The following is a 14,455-nucleotide window of genomic DNA, read 5'->3' as shown; positions in this document are numbered from 1 at the left end:
ACGCTGAATGTCACCAAGCCTGCTCAATATCACCCCCGAACTCACCGCCAGCGTCGCGACCAAGACCCAGGCGGTCAGCGCGCTGCTCGCCGACATTGCCGCCAACTGGTCACCGGCCACCTTCGCCAACAGCCTCGGTGCCGAAGACATGGTGCTGACCGACCTGATCGTCAAAGCCAAGCTGCCCATCGAAATCTTCAGTCTGGACACCGGTCGCCTGCCGCTCGAAACCTACGACTTGATTGCCGCGGTCGACAAGGAATATGGGCTGAAATTGAAAATTTACTTCCCGCAGGCGGAAGCCGTTGAATCCTTCGTGCGTAACCAAGGCATCAACGGCTTCTACGACTCCGTCACGCTGCGCAAGGCCTGCTGCCACGCCCGCAAGGTAGAGCCACTCAAACGCGCCCTTGCCGGCAAATGCGCCTGGATCACCGGCCTGCGCGCCCAGCAAGCCACCACGCGCGGCGGCCTGCCGTTCCGCGAGTACGATGACGGCAACGGCCTGGAAAAATTCAATCCCTTGTCAGACTGGACCGAGAAGGAAGTCTGGACCTACATCAAGCAGAACGGCGTCCCCTACAACGCCCTGCACGACAAGTTCTACCCCAGCATCGGCTGCGCCCCCTGCACCCGAGCCATCTCGCCGGGCGAAGACGTCCGCGCCGGCCGCTGGTGGTGGGAAAACCCCGACACCAAGGAATGCGGGCTGCACGTAAAAAGCTGATTCGGTTCCACGAGAGAAAAAGGCCGCTCCGGTAATTTTACCGGAGCGGCCTTTTATTCGACTGTGTCGCAACACCAGTTAATCAGAAACCAACGCCACCAGAGCCCATTCAGGCCCCGGCGCGCACACTATTCAAACTGGCAGCTGTTTGCGACGACCAATCCAAGCCATTGCCGCCAGTGCCCCTCCAATCAGCGCCAAAGAGCCTGGTTCAGGAACTTGGAACGGTGTCGAGGTAATCAGGAGCTTGAAATCGGCCGTCGTACTACCATTCTCTGCCGTCTCGAAACCACGGCAACCAGTCGCTGCACCCGCGCTTATACATGCCGCATTGGAGAGCGTACCAAAGCCATTCGCAAAGAAGCTAAGGAAGTACTGGTTGGAATCATAGATAAACGGGAAGTTGAGCGAATTCTCCTGGATTACAAAGATGTCGGCACAACCATTGATATTAATTCCGACATGGTTTGTCCCGCCATCTGCACAAATATTTCCAGGCTCGTTCGTTGTTTCGAGGAAATGGACGCCGAAGTTTATCGAAGTGGGTCCAAGCGTATCCACATTGGCAGGGTTAAGCGCCTGTAGCGTGAGCGTGGCAAGAATATCGACCGATGTCAGAGAATTTCCTGCGGGAATCGGGAAATTATCGTGCGTTATCTGTACGGTGGATGTCAGGCTGCCCGTCGGTACAGTAATCGAACCGCCCGAGTTGGTGATGATCAATCCGCTCTGTTGAGCCGCATCACCCCAATGCAGTTGCGTGTTTCCGTTAGTCAGAACCGGGTTAAAGCCACCACCACCAGGCTGGACCGACGCAGGCACAAACGTGGCTGTGTCGGTGACTGTCCAGTCCGTAACCAAAGGCGTTGCCTGGGCGACGCCGACGCAACACGCGAGCGCAGCAATGGCTGCGTGAGCGACCTTGAAGTTATTCATTTTTCACTCCTTTGAATTAGGCTTGTTCGTTGGAACCCTGCCGCTACGCCGTCGACTTGATACAAAGTTGGCGGATGAGCAAAATAAGCATATTCCAGGCCACCGCCCATTTGTCTTCAATAAAACATAACAAATCAAATGGTTGCCAAATATTCACGCTAGTTCGCGCGCCGACGGCAATTCGCAATGTAAATTTTCCCGACACAGTTGCACCGACATGCGATGTACGCATGCACCAGCCGAAGGGGTTAGCTTCGTATGCTGATTGGAGCCGCCATTTTTCCCTGGCCAAATTTCCGCTCACAGCCAGCCAGCGGCTTCAGCCCGTCAGGATTCCGCAGCAGATCGGCCAGCGTGTAACCGTCGAGAACCAGGAACATGGCCTTCAAGGCTTCATTGAGAATCGCTGGCAGGCAGCAGGCGCCCTGAATCCGGCAGGTGGAATTGTCGGCAAAGCATTCGGCCAGCGTGAAATCGCTTTCAGTGTGGCGAATGACTGTCCCGATGATGATCTCTTTCGGTTCGCGCGCTAGCCGCATTCCGCCGCCCTTGCCGCGCACGGTGTCGATATAGCCGCTGCGGCCTAGTTGATGCACCACCTTCATCAAGTGGCTCTTTGAAATATCGTGAGCGGCGGCTATCTCGGCGATTGTTATCAGACGGTCTTTTTGCACACCCAGGTACATCAGGACACGGAGGCTGAAATCAGAAAAAGTGCTTAGTCGCATGATCGTCTAATTGATATATTCAAAATATTGCTTATCGCGTGTTGGCTTGGTAGCATCCAGATTCATTTAATTTATATCTTATGCCAGTCTGCGGTGCAATCTGCATGGCTGTTCATAGACAGAATGGTCATGGCCAAACAGCCCGCAAGAAAGACCTTTGAAATCAAACCGGTGGTCGATCCGGATGCCAAGGTTTATCCACGTTCGATCAGCGGCCCATTCACCCGCTGGCGCTGGATATTTGTCTGGCTGACCCAGATAATTTTCTACGGCCTGTGCTGGCTGCCGTGGCATGGCCGTCAAGCGATCCTGTTCGACATTGAAACACGGAAGTTCTATTTTTTCGATCTGGTGCTTTGGCCGCAGGACACGATTTATCTCGTGCTGCTGATGATTCTCGGGGCCTTCACCCTTTTCCTGTTTACGGCCGTCGCCGGACGATTGTGGTGCGGCTATACATGCCCGCAAACGGTCTATACGGAAATCTTCCTGTGGTTTGAGAAGGTCATCGAGGGCGAACGACCGCAGCGCATCAAGCTCGATGCCGCCCCATGGTCGGCACGCAAACTGGCGATCAAGAGCGCCAAGCACGCAACCTGGCTCGTCTTTTCACTGTGGACCGGGATCACCTTCGTAGGCTATTTCATGCCGATTCGCGATCTGGTCAATGACCTTGTTTCACTGTCGCCCGGCGCCTGGTCATCCTTCTGGGTCGTCTTTTACGCCTTTGCCACCTACGGCAACGCCGGCTTCCTGCGCGACCAGATGTGTCGCCAGATCTGCCCCTACGCTCGTTTCCAGTTCGTGATGTTCGACCCCGACACGCTGATCATCGCCTACGACACGGAACGAGGCGATGCCCGCGGCCCGCGAGCCAAGGGGGCCGATCCGAAGGCGCTGGGCCTGGGCGATTGCGTCGATTGCGGCATCTGCGTCCAGGTTTGCCCAACCGGCATCGACATTCGAAACGGATTGCAGAATGAATGTATTGGCTGCGCCGCCTGCATCGATGCCTGCGATCAGGTCATGGACAAGATGAATTACCCGCGCGGACTGATCCGTTATTCAACGGAAAACGCAGTGACCATGCGTTATTCATCGCTGGAAATCATCAAACGGGCGGCCCGGCCACGGGTCATCATCTACACGACGATCCTCTTGCTGCTCACGGGCGCAACAGCGTGGTCGCTGGCTACCCGCGTACCACTCAAGGTCAATGTCCTCAAGGACCGCAACGTACTGTCGCGGGAAGCGGATGATGGCTCAATCGAGAACACCTATCGCCTGCAGATCATGAATACCGGCGACCAGACGCGAAAGTTTCGGATCAGCATTGCCGGCGTCGAAGGCGCCCGCTTGAAAGGAGACAACGAAATCACTGTCCCCGGCGGTGAGATCGGCAGTCAGACCGCTGTTATCAGCGCAGAACCCGGCGCGACCCGTTCCGGCGCAGCACCGATCCATTTCAATGTTACCGACGTCGCAGACGAAAAGGTCTCCGTCACCGAGAGCTCCAAGTTCTGGATGCCCTGAACCGGGATTACTGCGGTCAACCGGAAAAAACAACCAAAATGAAATGTTCGGGCGCCGAATGACCGCCCGTACAGTCAAAAAATGCGTCGCATGAACGGCTGGCAGCACCTTGGCGCCAGCCGTTCATTCAGTCAGCCGGGAAAGTTATCCATGAGTTGAATTCCGGCATACGGCAAGATTCGGACGCAAGCCGCGCCAGCAGCCTCAAACCAGACCAAGGCTTTCCTCGACGCCGAGATGCACGTTCATCGCCTGCACCGCCGCGCCGGATGCGCCCTTGCCGAGGTTGTCCAACCGCCCGACCACCAGCATGCGTTCATCGTTGCCAAAGACGAACAGATCGACGCGGTTGGTGTCATTCGTGGCTTCAACGTTGAAAAAACCACCGTCGGTGTTGGCCTCCAGATCAAGCGGCGCAACGCGAATAAAGGCTTCGCCCGCGTAATAGTCGGCCAGCAGCTTCTGGACATCTGCCGGCGTCGCCTTGCGGCTGAACTGCTGCGGATGCAGGAAAGCCGTGACCGCCAGCCCCTTGTAGAAAGGACCAACGATGGGCTGGAAGATGGGTGCCACGGTCAACCCGGTATAAGCCGACATTTCCGGCAAATGCTTGTGTGCCAGGTTGAGCGCGTATGGACGCGGGGCGTCAATGCGTGCCGGGCTTTGATATTGCTCGATCATCTTCTTGCCACCGCCTGAGTAGCCGGTAATGGAATTGGCGGCAATCTGGGTGGCAGCCGGCAGCAGGCCGGCTGCCACCAGCGGTTTGAGCGCCAGGATGAAGGCGCTAGCATGGCAGCCCGGATTGGCGATGCGCTTGGAAGCGCGAATTTTGGCGCGCTGATCAGCCGCCAGCTCCGGCAGGCCGAAAGTCCAATCCGGATTGATGCGGTGAGCTGTCGACGCATCGATGATGCAGGTATCAGGATTGTCGACCAGGCTGACCGATTCCTTGGCTGCATCATCAGGCAAACACAGAAAAGTCACATCGGATTCATTGATCAAGCGTTTGCGTTCAACAAGATCCTTGCGCTTGTCGCTGTCGATCTTGAGCAGCGCGACATCGGCGCGCTTTGCAAGGTATTCGTTGATCTGCAGGCCAGTAGTGCCTTCCTGGCCATCGACAAAGACTTTATAGGTCATCTGAAATCCGGATTGATGTTGTTAAAGGGCTCAATTCTGGCAGAAAACCATGACTTTTTCGCGAATGCGATGATGTGGTGCCGAAACGACACGATTCTGCGGCTTGAGTTGACCCAATCGCTTTGCTGCACCGCAACAAAATGGTAGTCTTTCAGGTATAACATATTGCCTAGCAAGGCGGAGAAACAGCATGAGTGAAATCGATCTGAAGCGCTTCTTCTTGGAACAGGTACGCCTGTTCGAAAATTTCCCGGCCGACAAGGTCGAGGAAATCGTCATCAAGTCCCGCCTGGCCACTTACGAAGGCAACGAAGCGATCCTTGAAACCGGTGACGAAGGCCGCTTTATCGGCATCGTGATCAGCGGCCATGCTGAAATATCGATGACCGACAACACCGGTTCACGTGTCGTCATTACCCAGTTGGGTGTTGGTGACGTCTTTGGCGTGATGTCGCTGCTGACGGGCGACCGTATCGTCGCCGACGTTATCGCCGGCAACCGCTGCTTCGTGCTGATGGTCCCGCAGGAAGTCTTCAATACCCATATCCTGACCAATCCGAAGGCCGTTGGCTACCTTTCGCGCCTGCTGGCCGATCGCACCCGTGCCATGTCGGTCGATCTGGTCACCGCCCAGGCCAACGCCGTTGTTCATTCCAACGACCCCTACGCGCTGTCGCTGACCACCAATGAGCCGGGCAAGGTCATCGTTCTCAACGTCGGTATCAGCCAAATCCATTTCGGTATCTACGACACCGAGGAGAGTGGCGCCGACGTGCACGGCATCATCGACCATGCCGATCAGCAGGTCACCCGGATCACCGTCAGTGTCGGACCGCATCAGAAGAGCATCGACCACGCACCGTTCAAGCTGTCCGACCTGTTTACGGTCATGCAGGAAGTCACCGCCTTGCTCGGCGAAGCCTTCACCTTCCATCCGGAAGACGTCACCGCCATCGGCCACCGCGTCGTGCATGGTGGCAACAAGTTCTCCAGTTCGGTCGTCATCACCTCATCAGTCATCGCCGATATCGAAGAACTCTCTGTCTTCGCGCCGCTGCACAACCCGGTCAACGTCGCCGGCATCCGCGTCGCCATGAAGCACTTCCCGAACATTCCGCAGGTCGCCGTTTTTGACACAGCCTTCCACCAGACACTGGCACCCTACGCCTACCTCTACGGCCTGCCCTACGAGCTTTACAAGCAGCACGGCATTCGCCGCTATGGTTTCCACGGCACCTCGCACCGCTACGTTTCGCTGAAATCCGCCGAAGTTCTCAAGCGCCCGCTTGGCGAACTGGAAATCGTCTCCTGCCACCTCGGCATCGGCGCCTCGCTGTGTGCCATCGACCATGGTCGCTCAATCGACACGACAATGGGCATGACCCCCAGTGACGGCCTGATCATGCCCAGTCGTTCCGGCAGCGTCGACCCGGCAGTGATGATCCATCTGATGGAAAAACACCACATGTCGCCCGAGCAGTTGTCCGCACTGATCAACAGCGAAAGTGGCCTGAAGGGGATTTCCGGCATTTCCAGCGACATTCACGAAATCGAGGCTGCAGCGGGCGAAGGCCATCACCGCGCCCTGCTCGCCCACAAGGCCTTCTGTTACCAGGTGCGCAAGAATATTGGCGCTTATGTGGCAGCCATGGGCGGCATCGATGTGCTGGCATTTACCGGCGATGTCGGCGAAACCAGCGCCGCCGTGCGCAGCCTGGCCTGCCAGGGCCTCGAATTCATGGGCATCAAGCTGGACGAAGAAAAGAACCGCAATCTCGGCCAGATCAATTCGCATGCCGTCATCTCCACCGATGACTCGCCGGTCACCATCCTCGTCGTCGCCAACGATGACGAACGCCTGGTCGCCTGGGAAACGCTGCGTTCCATTGAGCGCAACCAGTTGCTGCTGGCCGCCAAGGCTGAAGATGCACCGATCCCGGTCGAGATCTCCGCCCACCACGTGCATCTCGCGCAAGCTGATGTCGAAAAGCTATTTGGCCCCGGCCACCAGCTGACGCCAATGCATGAACTCTCCCAGCCAGGCCAGTTCGCCTGCGAAGAGCAGGTTCATCTGGTCGGTCCCAAGGGTCGCATTGCCAAAGTTCGGGTCCTCGGCCCGACGCGCAAGGAGACTCAGGTCGAGGTCGCCATGACCGAGCAATTCAAGCTCGGCATCCAGCCGCCGATCCGCCAATCCGGGGACCTTGCCGGCACCCCCGGCATCACGCTGGAAGGCCCGTTCGGCAGCTCGGTCATCGAACGCGGCGTAGTGTGCGCCCAGCGCCACATCCACATGACGCCGGAAGACGCCATGCGGTTCCATGTTCGCGACAACTACATTGTCCGGGTTCGCATCGAAGGGGAACGCCAATTGATCTTCGGCGACGTTGTCGTCCGGGTGAATCCAGCCTTCCGCCTGGCCATGCACATCGACACCGACGAAGGCAACGCCGGCAACATCCATACCGGCATGCTCGGCTACATTGAGGAAATCCAGAGCCGGCACTGACCGCCGCTACTGGACGTGAACCATTCCCAAAAAGATGGTGGGCAAGGCCCACCATCTTTTTTTATGTCTATCCGAAATCGACTTGACGCGAATCAGTCTCTTGTCGGCCGATGGTGTTGAAAAACCCACCGATGTAAAATATGCGTATTGCATTATTTTCTGGGGTAATCAAGATGATGGGGCGTCAGTCAGGCGGGCAAGACCATCTGTTTTATTCCTTCGATCTTGAGTCAGTTGTTCCCCAAAAGCACTTACTCCGTGGCATTGATCGCTGCCTTGATCTGACTGATCTACGCCATTATCTGGCCGAGTATTACAGCCACACGGGGCGCCCCTCAATTGATCCCGAGTTGATGATCCGGATGCTGGTTGTTGGCTACTGCTACGGCATCCGTTCCGAGCGGCGCTTGTGCGAGGAAGTGCAGCTGAACCTAGCCTACCGCTGGTTCTGCCGTCTCGGCTTGGAAGATGTCGTGCCAAACCATTCCACCTTCTCTAAAAATCGCCATGGGCGGTTTCGCGAGAGCGATACGTTCCGTTGGGTGTTCGACAAAGTCGTACGTGCCTGCATGGCCGCCGGGCTGGTCAAGGGTGAAGGCTTTGCCGTAGATGCCAGCATTATTGAGGCAGAGGCAGGCTCCAAACTGGCCATGCCGGGCGATGAACCTCATGTCTGGCAGAATCCGGCCCACTGCAAGCGGGCTGTACGCGAATATCTGGAAGGGCTGGACAACGAAGCGCTGGGCGTAACCATCCCCAAGCGCATTTCGCTCGCCGACCCGCAATCAAGTTGGACGGCCGCACCCGGTGGGCCGGCCTTCTTTGCCTATTCGACGAACTATCTGATTGATGTTGCCCATGGTGTCATCGTGGATGTGGAAGCGACGCCTGCGAATCGCACCGCAGAGGTTGAGTCCACCAAGCTCATGGTCGATCGCGTCGAGACGAACTTCAATATCACTCCACGGCGCCTCATCGGGGATACGGCCTACGGTACGGCACCGATGTTGGCCTGGATGGTCGATGAAAAGGCTATCGAACCACACGTCCCCGTTTGGGATCGGACTGAGCGCAAAGACGGCACCTTCTCTCGTAGCGATTTCCAGTGGGATCGAGAGGCCAATGAATACCGCTGCCCAACTGGCAAGAGTCTACGTTGTGATCGCCGCGCCTTCAATAATCCACGCAGCCGCATCACCAAAGCCGAGACGATCGTATATCGAGCAAGCCAGCGCGACTGCGCAAGCTGCCCAGAAAAAGCACGGTGCTGCCCGAATACGGAGATGCGCAAAATTGCCCGGAGCATCCATGAGGATGCCCGGAATGTGGCTCGGAGCATCGCCAAGACGCCGCAATATCAGCAGTCACGCTGTGAGCGCAAGAAGGTGGAGATGCTATTTGCCCACCTCAAGCGGATTCTCCGGTTGGACCGGTTACGTTTACGTGGCCTCAGCGGGGCCAGCGATGAATTCACATTGGCGGCGACCGTTCAGAATTTGCGCCGACTGGCCAAACTTGCTTGTCCTTCACCGCTCAGTGGCGGGATAGTTGCGCCCGCAGGATGTGAAATGGCATGAAATGACCTAAAACCACAGCTCGCCGACCTCATTTAAAGGCTAAAACCCGCAAAAAATCGCATATCGGGCGAGCGAACCCGGCTTGAGCAATGAGTTTTTCAACACCATCGGCCAACTGCAGTCATTCAGCATTAGCTACGGTCACCTCTCAATATGTCTCGAACCGGTCTAGAAGCAGTCATTCTCATTGCCATGCCTTTGGCATTTTATGCATGCTGCTCCCTTAGAAGAAAGTTCAGCTTCTAGGGAGAGCGCATCATGGACGGCATTAGGTTGGCGTATTTGAAATATTCGGCAACGGAGGGTTGAACCATGATTATTTTTCCTGAATCGGTTTAACAACTTTTTCGACGAAATCTCGGGATTGGTAGCCAGTGAATGGGTGGCCATCCGGTGTTTCTGGAAATACGGGGCAAGCGTGTCGGCGAGCCCTTTCCCAGCTAGAATGGCTCCCCCCTTGCCCTGTCGCGCCTTGGCCGGGGTCCATCATGTAGCCGATGCGCTCTGCCATTACTTCGTTGGTTAGCAGATCAATTACGCGCAATGAACTGCCGGCAATCCAGTATTCGCGGTCTTCACGGGTCGAAATGTCGTCGTAGGTGACGCCGTAGCGTGGTGCGGGCTCGATGCTCAGTACCTTGTCGAGAACGTATTCTTGAACCCATTTAGCATAATTCTGGTCGCGAAGAAAGGGTTGGTCCACACGACCCGTATAACGATACCTTTTTCCATCGGTTGGGTTAATGACGTCAACGTAGCGGTAGCCGCGTTTGACCCCATCGTGAACTAAAGACCCCTTTTCGTTCCTGCGCTTGAGAAAATTTTCGATATAGCCGTCTCCGGACACGTCAAAACCATACGGATCATCCATCCTAAACTGTTCTCCATGGTTGTATTCCTTGGCCCTTTCTTTCATTACCAAAACTCCCTCGACGTTTTCCACCGAGCTGTAAATGAATTCGCCCGCTGTTTTGCAGCGTTCCTGGAAACGCCTTTCAGCGTCGGCAACCTTAGTTCTTGCAGAGCTCTCCTGCTGGCGCATTTCAAGGATTTGCCGGCCCGGGAACATTAGCAGCGCTCCCAGTGTCGTAGCCACAGCAACGGCCTTGCCACGTTTGGTTTTTGGTAGTCCCCAAGCAGCGAGCAAGACGCAAATGACGAGAAGCCAGATCAGCCAACCGGCAGTGCGAAAAAGGGTGGCCCCTGGCCCGAGTTCAATCATGCCGCCCACCTCCAAAAGGTTTCATTGGCTTCCTCTAGACCGATACGGTCTTTTTGATATTTTGGCGCGTCCATAGGGACGCCGTGATGAGGAAGGAGGATTATGCAGGCACCTTCGACGACGATTTAATATGATATTTGGTTTGAGTTTGGTTGGTTTAAAGTGTCGTTCTTGCTGTTGCTAGAGATCGATGCAATCAATAGATTTTACCTAGTGAAGTCTGTGCTCAGCCACGAGTTGAGCGTCAGGTTTATGAAGACTGAGCCGCCATTGTTCCATGAAATTTGCATCAGGCCGGTTTGGGCACGTTGTACTCAGTGACGACCGGCCGCTTTCGGGAAGCGGAACCTCAATGGCTGCTTTTGGGCGATGAATCCGAAGAGAGGATGGTCCCTTCGGTGCCCAAACGCGACAGTCAGAGCGTGGGACAGCGGACCTTCAACGTGCTAGCTAACAGGTGCTTCGCCTGTAGGCGGAACATCCGTGTTGAGTTGCGAGTTAGATTTCGTCCCAGCAAACGACGACTTGATCATTACGAGGTAGCCAATAAATGCCAAGAACATGCTTGCCCAGAAGTACAGGCTGCTTAAGTCATCCCGAAGAGCCTGAATTGTAGGGTTCGACTCATCGCCTAAAGGAACAAGAAGGAAGGCAAGAACAATAATGTTTGCAACCACCAGAATACTTGTCCCTGATAACGATGGCTTTAACCACCGCCAAATGGCTACCCAATCAAATATTTTTAGCAAAACCGTGACTACAAAAAAGTAGTTTAGAGCCAACACAAGGAAGTATGGTCCAACTCCGTTAAGCGACCGCAACAAGGAGCGAAACCAATCAAAGTAATACAACAGCCGCGTAATAGTGAAACCAATCGGGTGAGTAAATTCTATTAGCAACGCTGCTAGAGGCAGCGTAATGTTCAACGCATGCCACAGCGACCGCCTCTTTTCAGACGCAAAAGCCTCTTTCGGTATTTCCTCATGCCCCCTTAATACGAACGCTGCAATCATTGAACTGACTACAAAGAGCCACGGTGCGATATACCCACCGATGATCGCAAAAATGAGCATTGAATTGGTTCCCCCTCCTTTAAGAATGGACATTCCAAGTGGAAGGCAGGGCAAGGCAGCCAATAGAATTGGGAAATGCAAAACCTTTCGTGTTCGCTTACCGAGAAGCATCAGAACTAGAACAACCAAGGCGACTACCAGTGAAAATACATAACTCGTCAAGAGCCCAGCAATGATTCCCTCTGCTTGAGCATAAGCAGGAAGAGAAAATGAAAGTGTTGCTATGACTGCAAATATCCGACACTTGTGAGGAATAGCCATACTGCTCTCCAGAGATCTAACAGTGTTTATACGGATGCTGGGGGCCGTATAACAATTGATATCGTTGATGCCGTATTCATTGCTCTAAGTTGATCACTTTAAGTCACTTGGAATATTGGCTGTCAGTATAACAACATCAATATCCCAGATGACTTCCGCAGGACAATGTCTGCTTTGGGGAAGGTGCAGCAAGTGTCGGGTTGTGGCCGGTTGGGTGAGGTCGGCAACGTCCGCTTCGGAGCACTCCATTGCGAAGAACCTTGGTTGGGCTGACTGACCGGTTTAGAGAAAGCTATCTGACCGCAAAGGGCACGAATTAGCCACCCATCCCGACGCAAAAACACCTTATTCACTTCGGGATGGCTTCAACCACAGATTCCGAATACCCGCCTGATCGCTGAACTACGGTATCAAATCCGTTCCCAGATCGTTACCTCCGACAGCGTATGCTGGAATTTCCGCTTCGTTTCGCGAATCACGAAAGGCACCGATTCAGGGCCGCGAATCAGGCGAAAGTGCTTGCCCAGCATGACTTTCAGGCCATCGAAGGTCGTGAAGTTTTCACCGTCTTTCTTGAAACCGCCTATCCATTCTTCGCGCTTGGTGTGCTCCGGTAGCCAGGTGTAAGGCGAGGTGAGCATCAGCAGGCCACCCGGGTTGATACGCTCGTGAATGGTTTCGAGGAAGAGCGCCGGGCTGTACAGGCGGTCGATCAGGTTGGCGGCGAGCACCAGGTCGTAGCCGGTGAATACGGGCTTCAGATTGCAGGCGTCGCCCTGGAAGAATTCGACGTTGGAGGCAATTTCGCTGAGGCCAAGGTCGGCCAGCGAGCATTCCTTGTAGCTGACCAGTTCGCCTTCTTCCGTCAGCGTATAGCGCAGGTTGCCCTGCTCGGCCAACCGGGTACCGACGCCGATGAAACGTGCCGAGAAATCGAGACCAGTGACCTGATCGAAATGCCGAGCCAGCTCGAACGAGGCGCGGCCGGTGGCGCAGCCAAGGTCAAGTGCCTTGCGAGCCGGCCGGTCGCCCATCACCTCAATCGCCAGTTGCGCCAGTGTGCGCGGGAAGTTGGCGACTCCATAATATTCGGCGCCGTAGTGGAATTCGATATATTCCGAAATCAGCCTATCAGTTTCGTAATGCGAGGCAGGCTGGGTGGCGGCAACATCGGCCACGACATAGCGGAATCCGGCATGCTGGAAGAAATGACGGCGGAAGGCGTAACGCGAAATCGGTGCCGCTTCATTGCCGCAGGAAATCCATGAGCCCCCTTTGATCAGGTTGTGACGCTCGTCAAACGTCGGTGTGGTGAAATCGTCGTAGATCGGGTGTACTTCAAATCCGCCGAAAGGATAAATTGGCGTTTCCAGCCATTGCCAGACATTGCCAACGACATCGAACAGCGGGCCATGGGCGAACCGGTTGACCGGGCAACTGGAGGCGAAGTGGCGGAGTTCGATATTGGCCGGATCGCCGGGGAGATCATCAACGCCGGCGAACTGGCGTAGTGCCTGCCATTCATCCTCGGTCGGCAAGCGCACGGCCTGGCCGCTGATGCGCGCCTTCCATTGGCAAAATGCCTTGGCCTCGTGGTAGTTGGTTTCCACCGGCCAGTCCCAAGGCATGGCGACTTCGTCAAGCATCAGGCGCAGGCGCCATTGCGCGCCGACTTTCACCCAGAACGTCGGGTGCTCCGCCTTGGTGAAATTCTTCCAGGCCAGGCCCTCTTCCAACCACAGCGAGTCGTCGGCGTAGGCACCGGCCTCGACGAAGGCCAGGAATTCATGATTCGATACGAGATGGCGGCTGGCCTTGAAGGCGGCCGTCGATGCGTCATGGCGGCCAAACTCGTTATCCCAGCCATAGATGACCGGTTCGCTGCGCTCGCGCCCGATGCGGAATTCGGCTACGGGAATATCGACCAGCGTATTCTGGGGCGCGGCACCGCTCTCGGCGCAAGGCATCCAGGCCGGGTGGGTCTTCACATATTTCAGGTGATGCTGGCGAATCAGCACCGACGAGGTTTCGAGATGGATGCGCTCGTGCTCGATTCCCATCAGAACGATCCAGAACGGATCGTCCCAGCCGATGGGCAAAGTGATCGATTTTGACCGAATTATCCGGTCGACCGCAGCACGCACCTGTCGGCGATAAGCGCGCACGTCGGCAACGCTTGGCCAGTTGTAGCGTACGTCATTGAGGTCGTCCCAGCTCATTTCATCGACGCCGATGGCGAACATTGATTCAAAACCGGGATTGATGCGCGCCTCGATCAATCCGGCCAGCAGCAGCTTGTTGATGAAGAAGGTGGCGGTATGACCGAAGTAGAAAATCAGCGGATGACGCAGCGAAATCGGCTTGACGAAATACGCTTCATCACAGCTCAGTGTCTCGAAAAGCTGCTCGTAGCGATCGAAGGTAGCGTGGAAGTACTCGAGAATCTGCTGACGCTTTTGCTCGACGTCTTGGCCGGCCAACAAGGGCGTTCCGGGAAAATTGAGTGGTTTCATGCGGGCACCGCTGGGGAAAACTTCCCGATAAATGGGCTGAACTTCAATGATGGTCTTCCTGTGTTACCGCCGCAAGGCGAATTCAATGGGGCACGATAGCCTGCCAGTGTAATGGTGAATCGACCACGATTTCGTCGACTGATTCAACCGATTGCTCCCAGTCGCCAGCACGGGGCGCTTGATCAGTCGATCAACTGCGCGCAGACTGATTATTGTCCTTGGACAACAGAAGG

General features: G+C 55.6%; 10 protein-coding genes. 4 read left to right on the top strand and 6 right to left on the bottom strand.

Going from position 1 to position 14,455, the window contains the following annotated elements:
• The first annotated feature begins 7 nt into the window (after window positions 1–7).
• Window positions 8–727: a phosphoadenylyl-sulfate reductase gene (locus tag IPJ12_18605; GenBank protein MBK7649106.1), complete on the top strand. Its 720-nt coding sequence runs from the start codon at window positions 8–10 to the stop codon at window positions 725–727.
• Between the two features lie 132 nt (window positions 728–859).
• Here the strand turns inward: IPJ12_18605 and IPJ12_18600 are convergent, their stop codons facing one another.
• Together IPJ12_18600 and IPJ12_18595 are read right to left on the bottom strand one after the other, a co-directional pair.
• Window positions 860–1,663 carry a PEP-CTERM sorting domain-containing protein gene (locus tag IPJ12_18600; GenBank protein MBK7649105.1) on the bottom strand — a complete coding sequence of 268 codons (804 nt, stop codon included), beginning with the start codon at window positions 1,661–1,663 and terminating at the stop codon, window positions 860–862.
• 248 nt (window positions 1,664–1,911) lie between these two features.
• The gene (locus tag IPJ12_18595; protein ID MBK7649104.1) at window positions 1,912–2,391 is read right to left on the bottom strand and encodes an Rrf2 family transcriptional regulator; all 480 of its coding nucleotides are present in this window, start codon (window positions 2,389–2,391) and stop codon (window positions 1,912–1,914) included.
• Window positions 2,392–2,520: 129 nt separating this feature from the next.
• Between IPJ12_18595 and ccoG the strand changes: the two genes are divergently transcribed.
• Window positions 2,521–3,924 (top strand): cytochrome c oxidase accessory protein CcoG, encoded by a 1,404-nt coding sequence (gene ccoG, locus IPJ12_18590; GenBank protein ID MBK7649103.1) that lies wholly within the window; start codon window positions 2,521–2,523, stop codon window positions 3,922–3,924.
• A gap of 204 nt (window positions 3,925–4,128) precedes the next feature.
• Here ccoG and argC read toward each other — a convergent pair whose 3' ends face one another.
• Window positions 4,129–5,067, bottom strand: a complete 939-nt coding sequence (argC, locus tag IPJ12_18585; GenBank protein MBK7649102.1) for an N-acetyl-gamma-glutamyl-phosphate reductase — start codon at window positions 5,065–5,067, stop codon at window positions 4,129–4,131.
• 190 nt (window positions 5,068–5,257) lie between these two features.
• Here argC and IPJ12_18580 point away from each other — a divergent pair, with 190 nt between their 5' ends.
• Window positions 5,258–7,576 (top strand): acetate/propionate family kinase, encoded by a 2,319-nt coding sequence (locus tag IPJ12_18580; protein ID MBK7649101.1) that lies wholly within the window; start codon window positions 5,258–5,260, stop codon window positions 7,574–7,576.
• A gap of 173 nt (window positions 7,577–7,749) precedes the next feature.
• The gene (locus IPJ12_18575) at window positions 7,750–9,153 is read left to right on the top strand and encodes a transposase (GenBank protein ID MBK7649100.1); all 1,404 of its coding nucleotides are present in this window, start codon (window positions 7,750–7,752) and stop codon (window positions 9,151–9,153) included.
• A gap of 316 nt (window positions 9,154–9,469) precedes the next feature.
• Here IPJ12_18575 and IPJ12_18570 read toward each other — a convergent pair whose 3' ends face one another.
• The 3 genes from IPJ12_18570 to ovoA form a co-directional block, all read right to left on the bottom strand.
• Window positions 9,470–10,375 (bottom strand): hypothetical protein, encoded by a 906-nt coding sequence (locus IPJ12_18570; protein MBK7649099.1) that lies wholly within the window; start codon window positions 10,373–10,375, stop codon window positions 9,470–9,472.
• A 446-nt stretch (window positions 10,376–10,821) separates the two neighbouring features.
• On the bottom strand, window positions 10,822–11,709 hold the full coding sequence (locus tag IPJ12_18565) for a hypothetical protein (GenBank protein MBK7649098.1): 888 nt from the start codon (window positions 11,707–11,709) through the stop codon (window positions 10,822–10,824).
• Between the two features lie 410 nt (window positions 11,710–12,119).
• Entirely contained in the window at window positions 12,120–14,222 is a 2,103-nt protein-coding gene (ovoA, locus tag IPJ12_18560; protein ID MBK7649097.1) for a 5-histidylcysteine sulfoxide synthase, read from the bottom strand.
• Window positions 14,223–14,455: the final 233 nt, after the last annotated feature.

The sequence above is a fragment of the Betaproteobacteria bacterium genome (genome assembly GCA_016709965.1).
GTDB lineage: Bacteria > Pseudomonadota > Gammaproteobacteria > Burkholderiales > Rhodocyclaceae > Azonexus > Azonexus amarohabitans.
This window is presented reverse-complemented; position numbering and strand designations above follow the sequence as displayed.

Coding starts and splice junctions, on each gene's coding strand:
- IPJ12_18605 (MBK7649106.1), top strand. CDS start 8: ATGTCACCAAGCCTGCTCAATATCACCCCCGAACTCACCGCCAGCGTC.
- IPJ12_18600 (MBK7649105.1), bottom strand. CDS start 1,663: ATGAATAACTTCAAGGTCGCTCACGCAGCCATTGCTGCGCTCGCGTGT.
- IPJ12_18595 (MBK7649104.1), bottom strand. CDS start 2,391: ATGCGACTAAGCACTTTTTCTGATTTCAGCCTCCGTGTCCTGATGTAC.
- ccoG (MBK7649103.1), top strand. CDS start 2,521: ATGGCCAAACAGCCCGCAAGAAAGACCTTTGAAATCAAACCGGTGGTC.
- argC (MBK7649102.1), bottom strand. CDS start 5,067: ATGACCTATAAAGTCTTTGTCGATGGCCAGGAAGGCACTACTGGCCTG.
- IPJ12_18580 (MBK7649101.1), top strand. CDS start 5,258: ATGAGTGAAATCGATCTGAAGCGCTTCTTCTTGGAACAGGTACGCCTG.
- IPJ12_18575 (MBK7649100.1), top strand. CDS start 7,750: ATGATGGGGCGTCAGTCAGGCGGGCAAGACCATCTGTTTTATTCCTTC.
- IPJ12_18570 (MBK7649099.1), bottom strand. CDS start 10,375: ATGATTGAACTCGGGCCAGGGGCCACCCTTTTTCGCACTGCCGGTTGG.
- IPJ12_18565 (MBK7649098.1), bottom strand. CDS start 11,709: ATGGCTATTCCTCACAAGTGTCGGATATTTGCAGTCATAGCAACACTT.
- ovoA (MBK7649097.1), bottom strand. CDS start 14,222: ATGAAACCACTCAATTTTCCCGGAACGCCCTTGTTGGCCGGCCAAGAC.